Source organism: Cyanobium sp. A1C-AMD, assembly GCF_024346495.1.
Taxonomy (GTDB): Bacteria; Cyanobacteriota; Cyanobacteriia; order PCC-6307; family Cyanobiaceae; genus Cyanobium_A; species Cyanobium_A usitatum.
The window spans coordinates 23,489-30,190 of sequence record NZ_JAGQDB010000021.1; the positions used below are offsets into that span (position 1 = coordinate 23,489).

Here is a 6,702-nt window from a genome sequence, read left to right on the forward strand (position 1 = left end):
AATCTCCTACGAAACAGAGGTGTTGGTCGCCAGCGCAGCCTGGCTTCCCAGGATCGCCGCCGCGGCTAAGCGCCCACTCATGGTGGCGCCTTCCATCGAATCGATGTAATCCTGCTTGGTGTAACTACCGGCCAGATAAAAATTGGCTACCGGCGTGGCTTGCTCTGGACGGTAGGGCTCCATGCCGGGAGCCTCGCGGTAAAGGGACTGGGCCAGCTTCACCACGTTGCTCCACACCAGCTTCAGGCCCGCGGCCGAAGGGAACAGGCTGCGCACCTGGGCGTCGGTGTGGGCCACGATATCTTCGGTTTTCTTGGGAATCCAGGGATCACCTGGGGTGAGCACGCACTGGAGCAAGGAGCCCTGCCCCTGCTTGCGGTAATCCTCGGGACTGGCCAGGGCCAGATCGGCGAAGCAGCTGAAGTCAGCGTCGGCGGTGTAGAGCAGGTTGTCGAGGCCAGCGGGGCTGCTGAGATCGGCTCGGGCGGCGGTGGCGGCGGCGCCATCACCGAGCTCGGTTACCCAGCCGTCATAACGGAGCTGCACGGTGGCCACCGGCACCGCATCGAGCTTGTAAATGTTGTCGAATAGGGGCCAGCGGCGCCAGGCTTGGGGCAGCATTCGCTGAATACCAGGCACATCGCAGGCGGCCAGATAGGTGTCTGCGACTACAGAGACATCGCCCTCAGGGGTGCCGAGAGTGAGGCTGCTCACCCGGGTAGCGGGCTGGCCATCGACGCCAGCTGCCCCCTCCTCGAAATGCACCTCCGTAACCCGGTGGCGCAGATGCAGCCGGCCGCCGCGCTGCTGGATGTAGTCGAGAATCGGGCCCGTGAGCCAGCGGTGGGGCGAGCCTTTGAGCAGGTTGAGCTTGGAGGCCTCGGTTTTGGAGGCAAACATCATGAAGATCGTGAGCATGCAGCGGGCCGAGATCGCCTCGCAATCAATGAAGCCCAGGGCATAGGCGATCGGATTCCACATCCGCTTAATGCTCTGCTCACTGCCGCCATGGCCCACAAACCACTCCTGGAAGCTGATCCGATCCAGGGCTCGGATCGTCTTCATGGCCCCCTCGTAGTCCACCAAGCCGCGCACGATCGGGCTGGTGCCTAGGGCCAGGGCATTGCGCAGCTTGTCGATCCAGTCGAGCTGGGGAGTGGTGAAGAAGGCCTTCAAGCCGTTGAAGGGAGCGCCAAGGGCGAAGCGAAAGTCGAGCTCCCGCAGATCGCCGCCAGTATTCACAAACAGGTGGGTGTGGTCCTTGGGCAGCAGGTTGTCGATCGCCCCCACCTTGCGCATCAGGGCGAAGAGGTTGGCGTAGTTGAAAAAGAACACATGCAGCCCCATCTCAATGTGGTTGCCGCCCTCATCCACCCAGCTGCCCACCTTGCCGCCCAGAAACGGACGGGCCTCGTAGAGATCCACCTGGTGGCCGGCATCCACCAGATCCACCGCCGCAGATAAACCGGCCAGTCCCGCTCCCACGATGGCGACCTGCACCCTTTCAACCCTCAGTAGTGCGCTGACTCTATGGAGACACTCCGCCAGGCAGCGAACGGGGAGCCTCCATACAGTGGTTGCAACTGGCGTAGATCTTGATGAGTACCGAAACTGTCCCAGCTGTTGCAGCCCAGGCCCAACCCACCTTCACCGCCAAAGACGGGAAGGGGATCCTGATCACCGAACCGGCCATGAAGCAGCTGGGGGCGCTGATGAACCAGCAGGGCGAGGCCAAGGTGTTGAGGGTGGGCGTGCGCTCCGGGGGCTGCAGCGGCATGAGCTACACGATGGACTTCATCGATGCCAGCGCGATCCAGGGCGATGACGAGCAATACACCTACGAACCTGCCGATGCTCCCAGTTTCGCGGTGGTGTGCGATCCCAAGAGCCTGCTCTACATCTACGGAATGCAGCTGGATTTTTCCAGTGCCCTGATCGGCGGCGGCTTTAACTTCACCAACCCCAATGCCAGCCAGACCTGCGGCTGCGGCAGCTCGTTTGCGGTGTAATGCACGCCGGGTGGCAATCTGAGCAGATGACCAGGCAAGCCGCCTCCCTATGACCTCAGCAGACGTACCGTCCCTGTTCGAGCAGGCTATGCAGCGCTACCAGGAGGGAGCGGCACCCACTGAATTGATCGATAGCTTCATCGCCATCACCGAGCAGTCCCCCAACCAGTCGGCGGGGTGGACCTGCCTGGCCTGGCTGCAGCTGCTCGATGAGCAGCCCCAAGCCGCCCTGCGCTCCGCCAAAACCGCCGTGCGTCTTAACCCCCAGGACCCCCAGGCCCGCATCAACCTGAGCCTGGCCATGCTGGAAACGGGCGCCAAAGGGGTCCGCGAACACGTCGAAATTGTGCAGCGGGTAATGGCAATGGCGCCGGAGATGACTGGCGACCTGCAGAAGTCGATCGCCGATGGCCTAGTGCGCAAACCAGGCTGGAAGGCCATGGAGAAGCTGAAGGCCTGGCTGGCGGGTTGAAACCGGTTCTGCTACTGAGCAACGGCCACGGGGAAGACCTCAGTGGTGCCCTCGTAGCTGCCGAGCTGATGCAGCGGGGCATTCCGGTTGAGGCTCTGCCCTTGGTGGGTCACGGCAGCCCCTATCGCCAGCGGGGCGTGCCGGTGCTGGGCCGCACCCGCAGCTGCAGCACGGGCGGCCTCGGCTACACCAGCCTGCGCGGACGGCTCAGCGAGCTGCTGGAAGGCCAGATGGGCCATGTGCTCGGCCGGCTATTGCTTCTACGCCGCCGCCGCCGCCACTACGGCCTGGTGGTGGCCGTGGGCGATGTGCTCGCGGTACTGGGGAGCTGGCTCTCGGGCCTGCCCAGCGCCGTTTATCTAGTGGCTTACTCCAGCCACTACGAAGGCCGCCTGCGCCTGCCCTGGCCCTGCGGCTGGCTGCTGAACCAAGCAAGCATCAAAGCCATCTGGAGCCGCGATTCCCTCACCGCCAGCGACCTCAGCCAGCAACTGCACCGTGCCGTGGTCTTCCTCGGCAATCCCTTCCTCGACGTGGTGAGCGCCGCCACAAGCGAATCACTCCAGCCTCTAACAGCGTTGCAATTGGAGCTGGCGCTGGTGCCAGGCAGCCGCCTGCCGGAAGCGGCGCGCAATTTCGCTCTGATGCTGCGGGTGCTGGCCCTGCTGCCCGAGGAATGGGCGCGCAGCCAGCCCCTGCGGCTACGCGCCGCCCTGGTGTCCGAGCTCGACGGCAGTCGCGTTGCCAAGCTGGCCGGCCCCCTGGGCTGGCGGCTCGAGGCAAGCGACCGGCTGGTTCGCGGCCCCCTGGCAGTTGAACTTGGCTGGGGCCAGTTTGGGGAGATCTTGGCCTCCTCCCAGCTGGTGCTGTGCATGGCTGGCACCGCCGCCGAACAGGCCGTGGGGCTAGGCAAGCCAGTGCTGCAGCTGGTGGGACAGGGCCCCCAATTCACAGCGGGCTTTGCTGAAGCCCAGCGCCGCTTGCTTGGCCCAGGGGTGCGCTGCGCCCCCGGCAGCAGCGGCAGTGATGCAACCCTGAGGGCCAGTGCCCTGCTAGTCCAAAGCCTGCTGGAGCAGCAAAGCGATCACAAGCAAGGACCAGCCCTACGCCAGTCCCTGGCCGCCATTGGTCTGGAGCGAATCGGCGCGCCCGGCGGCAGCCAGGCGATGGCAGCGGCGATTATGGCAATGCTGTGCCCTAATCAGGCCTCTGAGCTGCCATGACCACACCTACCCCTCCAGGCTTGCTGCAGCAACTCAAGGGATCGATGGACACCCTGCTGGTGGTGGATGTGTTTGTGGTGATTGCCGGGGCAATTTGGTTTGCCGTGGCCGTAACCCTGCACAGCCAACACATCGAAGCCCCCCTGGAGTTGTTTCAGCGGCTGTGGGAACCGCTTTTTACCCCGGCAATTGGCTTGTTGATGGGAGCTGCCCTGCTCAGCGGGGTGCTGGGTTGGTGGCAGCGGCGAGGGCAGCGCTGAGCTGGGGATACTGAAAAGTGAATCCCTGGGCCAGCAAGCGCTCGGGCAGCACCTGCTGGCCCTCCAGCACCACCTGGGCCCCGTCGCCAAGCAGCAGCTGCAGGATCGGCCCCGGCACGGGCAGCAGGCTGGGGCGCCCTAGGGCCTTGCCTAAGGCACTGGCGAACAGGCCCATGGTGGTGGCTTCCGGGCTAACGGCGTTGTAGACGCCGCTGTAAGCGCCATCCTCAAGAGCCGTAGCGATCAGGCGACAGAGATCGTGGCGATGAATCCAGCTCATCCACTGGCGTCCGGTACCGACCGGCCCACCGAAACCCAAACGGAAGATGGGCATCATCTTGCCGAGGGCACCACCATCGGGGCCCAGCACGATGCCGATGCGCAGCTTCACCAGCCGGCAAGCAGCTGGAACCTGATCAGCGGCCGCTTCCCAGCGCTGGCAGATCTCGGCCAGAAAATCGCCCCCGGCTGGGCTGGTCTCGCTGAAGCGCGTCTGCGTACTGGAGCCGTAGAAGCCCACGGCTGAACCATTAACCAACACGGCGGGGGGCTGCTCCAGCCGCGCCAAGGCAGCCACCAGCAGCTCAGTTGTGCGAACGCGGCTTTGCAGCAACAGCTGACAGTGGCCAGGGGTCCAACGACGCTCAGCGATCGGCTCACCGGCGAGGTTCACGACACCCTCCGCCTCAGAGAGGGCCCTATCGAGGCCGTTATCGGCCCAACTGGCCGCATCGGCCGGATCTAGGCGTATGCAGGCCAGTCTCTTACCAACCAGAGCCGGAAAGGGCTGGGACTGACGGCTCACGAGGGTCAGCTCATGGCCTAGCTCGAGCAGAAAAGGCACCAGCTCGCGACCCACAAACCCCGAACAACCCAGCAGCAGCAGCCGCATTTCAGACCTAACAGCTTGGGGGAGGCTAGGCGGTTGCAACTAAGACGAGCTGGTCTGGACTGCCCGAAGCGCCTTAACCTGAGCCAACAGACAAATGCACCATGGCTGACGCCGCCCCAGCACCTGCCGCCCAGCCGCAAGTACAGACGCCAGCTCAGACACCCCTCAAAAAGGGCAGCCTGGTGCGGGTAAACAAAGCTGCCTACAGCGGCAGCCTGGAAGCCAGCGCCAGCGAAGCGCAACTGCCGGCCTACTTGGTGGACGGTCCTGGCGAAATCCTGGCCATCAAGGGTGACTATGCCCAGCTGCGCTGGCGACGCCCGGTGCCGGATGTGTGGCTGCGGCTAGACCAACTGGAAGCCTTTGGTAATTAAACCCAAAAGAGGGCAATCTTTTAGCTCAAATCCCTAACTCCCGCCGCTGGGACTGCAAGTCTTGACGGCGCAGGCGAGCTTGCTTCAGAAGCTCTCGACCATCGTGCAGGTATGAATCCACGTAACCCATGGTGTAGCGCTCCAGTTCAGTGAGAGCGTCTTTCACCAAGCTGAGGCAGTGATAAAGATCGAGGGCAAATGCTTGTCCCCCTGGTGGACATACTTGAGAGCGGTAGATCAACTCGACCTTGTCGACGCGGGCCTGGCCCTGTTCAAGAAAGGCACAGAATGACTCCATCAAGGTGTCGTCGTAGGGATCGGCGGAAAGGGCCTTGAGCTGGGCTGGAAATGGGTTGATCACCTGAGCCAAAAGCCGATCAATCGGCCCATACACCTGCTGCAACCACTGCTGCAACACGGCGTCAGTGGCAGCGCTGCGTGTCGACTGGGCACGGGCTCGCTTCACGGAAAAACTGGCCCCAGCCGGATCTAAAGAGGTGGGCGCTGTGAGGTCGTGGCGGCGGCGGCGATCGGCGTCGCGCAATACCTCCCAGGCTGCATTTAGGGCCAGGATTGTGCGGTCATCGCCGCCAGCATCCGGGTGGTGCTGCTTCACCAGGGCGCGGTAGGCGGCCTTGATTTCAGCGCCGCTGGCAGTGGGTGAAACACCCAAAACGCGATAAGGATCGAGAGTGGGATCTGCAGCAGCCAGGGCGAGGCCTCCGCAAGCAAAGGAATTGTTGATGACTTTAGGAACTCAAGCCCCACTGCCTGCGGATATCGCTGCGGCTGCCCAACAAAAAACCCCGGCGTGAGCCGGGGTTGATCGAGGTGTGTGTTGAGAAGTAGAGGACGAAGGACCGGAAATGTGTGAGGAATCCGGTCCAGTTTGTTTTGAGGATCAGAACTTGAAGGTGGTCTTCAGCACAGCGCCGAAGCTGTCCTGGGCGGACACGTTCTCGAAGTTGATGTTGTCAGCACCACCATTCTCGATCCAGAAGATCGCGGGGGTCACGCTGATGTTGTCGGTGACTTGGAACTTGTACCAGATTTCGAAGCCGAACTGGTTGGCTTCGGTGTTGGTTTCACCCAGGCCGATGCCGAAGGCATTGCCCTTGATGATGGCGTCAGCCCACTGCAGGCCAACCATCCAGGACCAAGCGTCGTCAGACGAATTGGAACCGTTGAACTGGCTGGCGCCGAAGCCAGCGCTGATCGAAGGCAACCAACCAGACTGCTCAGGCTGCCAGTAGGCACTGAAGCCGTAGTTGTTGGTGCCGTTGACTTCGTAGCCAAAGAGCTGGCCAGTGTTGAAGTTCACAGAACCGAAGGAAGAAGCAGCTTCGGTGTAGTTGTAGGCGAAGGCTGCACCCCAGCTTTTACCGGCATAGCCGACCTGAACGGTGGTGGTGCTGCCATCACCGACACCACCACCAACGGAGTTGCCCAGAGGCCCTTCAAAGTAAGAGGAA

At 62.8% G+C, this 6,702-nt stretch carries 8 protein-coding genes and 1 pseudogene; 5 read left to right on the forward strand and 4 right to left on the reverse strand.

Annotation, left to right across the window (positions count from 1 at the left end):
- Positions 1-6: 6 nt before the first annotated feature.
- Positions 7-1,500 (reverse strand): 9,9'-di-cis-zeta-carotene desaturase, encoded by a 1,494-nt coding sequence (zds, locus tag KBY74_RS05410; RefSeq protein ID WP_254941826.1) that lies wholly within the window; start codon positions 1,498-1,500, stop codon positions 7-9.
- Positions 1,501-1,598: 98 nt separating this feature from the next.
- On the opposite strand from zds, the gene KBY74_RS05415 reads away from it, so the two are divergent.
- From KBY74_RS05415 to KBY74_RS05430, 4 genes are read left to right on the forward strand one after another with little or no spacing between them, the layout of a single operon-like run.
- The gene (locus KBY74_RS05415) at positions 1,599-2,009 is read left to right on the forward strand and encodes an iron-sulfur cluster assembly accessory protein (RefSeq protein WP_254941827.1); all 411 of its coding nucleotides are present in this window, start codon (positions 1,599-1,601) and stop codon (positions 2,007-2,009) included.
- Between the two features lie 49 nt (positions 2,010-2,058).
- Positions 2,059-2,481: a M48 family metallopeptidase gene (locus tag KBY74_RS05420; RefSeq protein ID WP_254941828.1), complete on the forward strand. Its 423-nt coding sequence runs from the start codon at positions 2,059-2,061 to the stop codon at positions 2,479-2,481.
- The gene (locus KBY74_RS05425; RefSeq protein WP_254941829.1) at positions 2,478-3,704 is read left to right on the forward strand and encodes a lipid-A-disaccharide synthase-related protein; all 1,227 of its coding nucleotides are present in this window, start codon (positions 2,478-2,480) and stop codon (positions 3,702-3,704) included. Before KBY74_RS05420 ends, KBY74_RS05425 begins: the two co-directional genes overlap by 4 nt.
- The gene (locus KBY74_RS05430; RefSeq protein WP_254941830.1) at positions 3,701-3,964 is read left to right on the forward strand and encodes a hypothetical protein; all 264 of its coding nucleotides are present in this window, start codon (positions 3,701-3,703) and stop codon (positions 3,962-3,964) included. Before KBY74_RS05425 ends, KBY74_RS05430 begins: the two co-directional genes overlap by 4 nt.
- On the opposite strand, the gene KBY74_RS05435 is transcribed toward KBY74_RS05430, so the two are convergent.
- The gene (locus tag KBY74_RS05435; RefSeq protein ID WP_254941831.1) at positions 3,921-4,856 is read right to left on the reverse strand and encodes a TIGR01777 family oxidoreductase; all 936 of its coding nucleotides are present in this window, start codon (positions 4,854-4,856) and stop codon (positions 3,921-3,923) included. The genes KBY74_RS05430 and KBY74_RS05435 overlap by 44 nt on opposite strands.
- 101 nt (positions 4,857-4,957) lie before the next feature.
- Here KBY74_RS05435 and ndhO point away from each other — a divergent pair, with 101 nt between their 5' ends.
- Positions 4,958-5,230 (forward strand): NAD(P)H-quinone oxidoreductase subunit O, encoded by a 273-nt coding sequence (gene ndhO / locus KBY74_RS05440; protein WP_254941832.1) that lies wholly within the window; start codon positions 4,958-4,960, stop codon positions 5,228-5,230.
- A gap of 25 nt (positions 5,231-5,255) precedes the next feature.
- On the opposite strand, the gene KBY74_RS05445 is transcribed toward ndhO, so the two are convergent.
- Together KBY74_RS05445 and KBY74_RS05450 are read right to left on the reverse strand one after the other, a co-directional pair.
- Complete coding sequence (locus KBY74_RS05445; protein WP_396123097.1) at positions 5,256-5,903, reverse strand: DnaJ domain-containing protein; 648 nt, start codon at positions 5,901-5,903, stop codon at positions 5,256-5,258.
- 228 nt (positions 5,904-6,131) lie between these two features.
- Positions 6,132-6,702: pseudogene (locus KBY74_RS05450) on the reverse strand (porin); the annotation flags it as partial.

What these genes read in the sequence shown, in the direction of transcription:
- KBY74_RS05415 (WP_254941827.1), top strand. Translation starts at nt 1,599, where the DNA reads ATGAGTACCGAAACTGTCCCAGCTGTTGCAGCCCAGGCCCAACCCACC.
- ndhO (WP_254941832.1), top strand. Translation starts at nt 4,958, where the DNA reads ATGGCTGACGCCGCCCCAGCACCTGCCGCCCAGCCGCAAGTACAGACG.
- KBY74_RS05435 (WP_254941831.1), bottom strand. Translation starts at nt 4,856, where the DNA reads ATGCGGCTGCTGCTGCTGGGTTGTTCGGGGTTTGTGGGTCGCGAGCTG.
- KBY74_RS05420 (WP_254941828.1), top strand. Translation starts at nt 2,059, where the DNA reads ATGACCTCAGCAGACGTACCGTCCCTGTTCGAGCAGGCTATGCAGCGC.
- KBY74_RS05430 (WP_254941830.1), top strand. Translation starts at nt 3,701, where the DNA reads ATGACCACACCTACCCCTCCAGGCTTGCTGCAGCAACTCAAGGGATCG.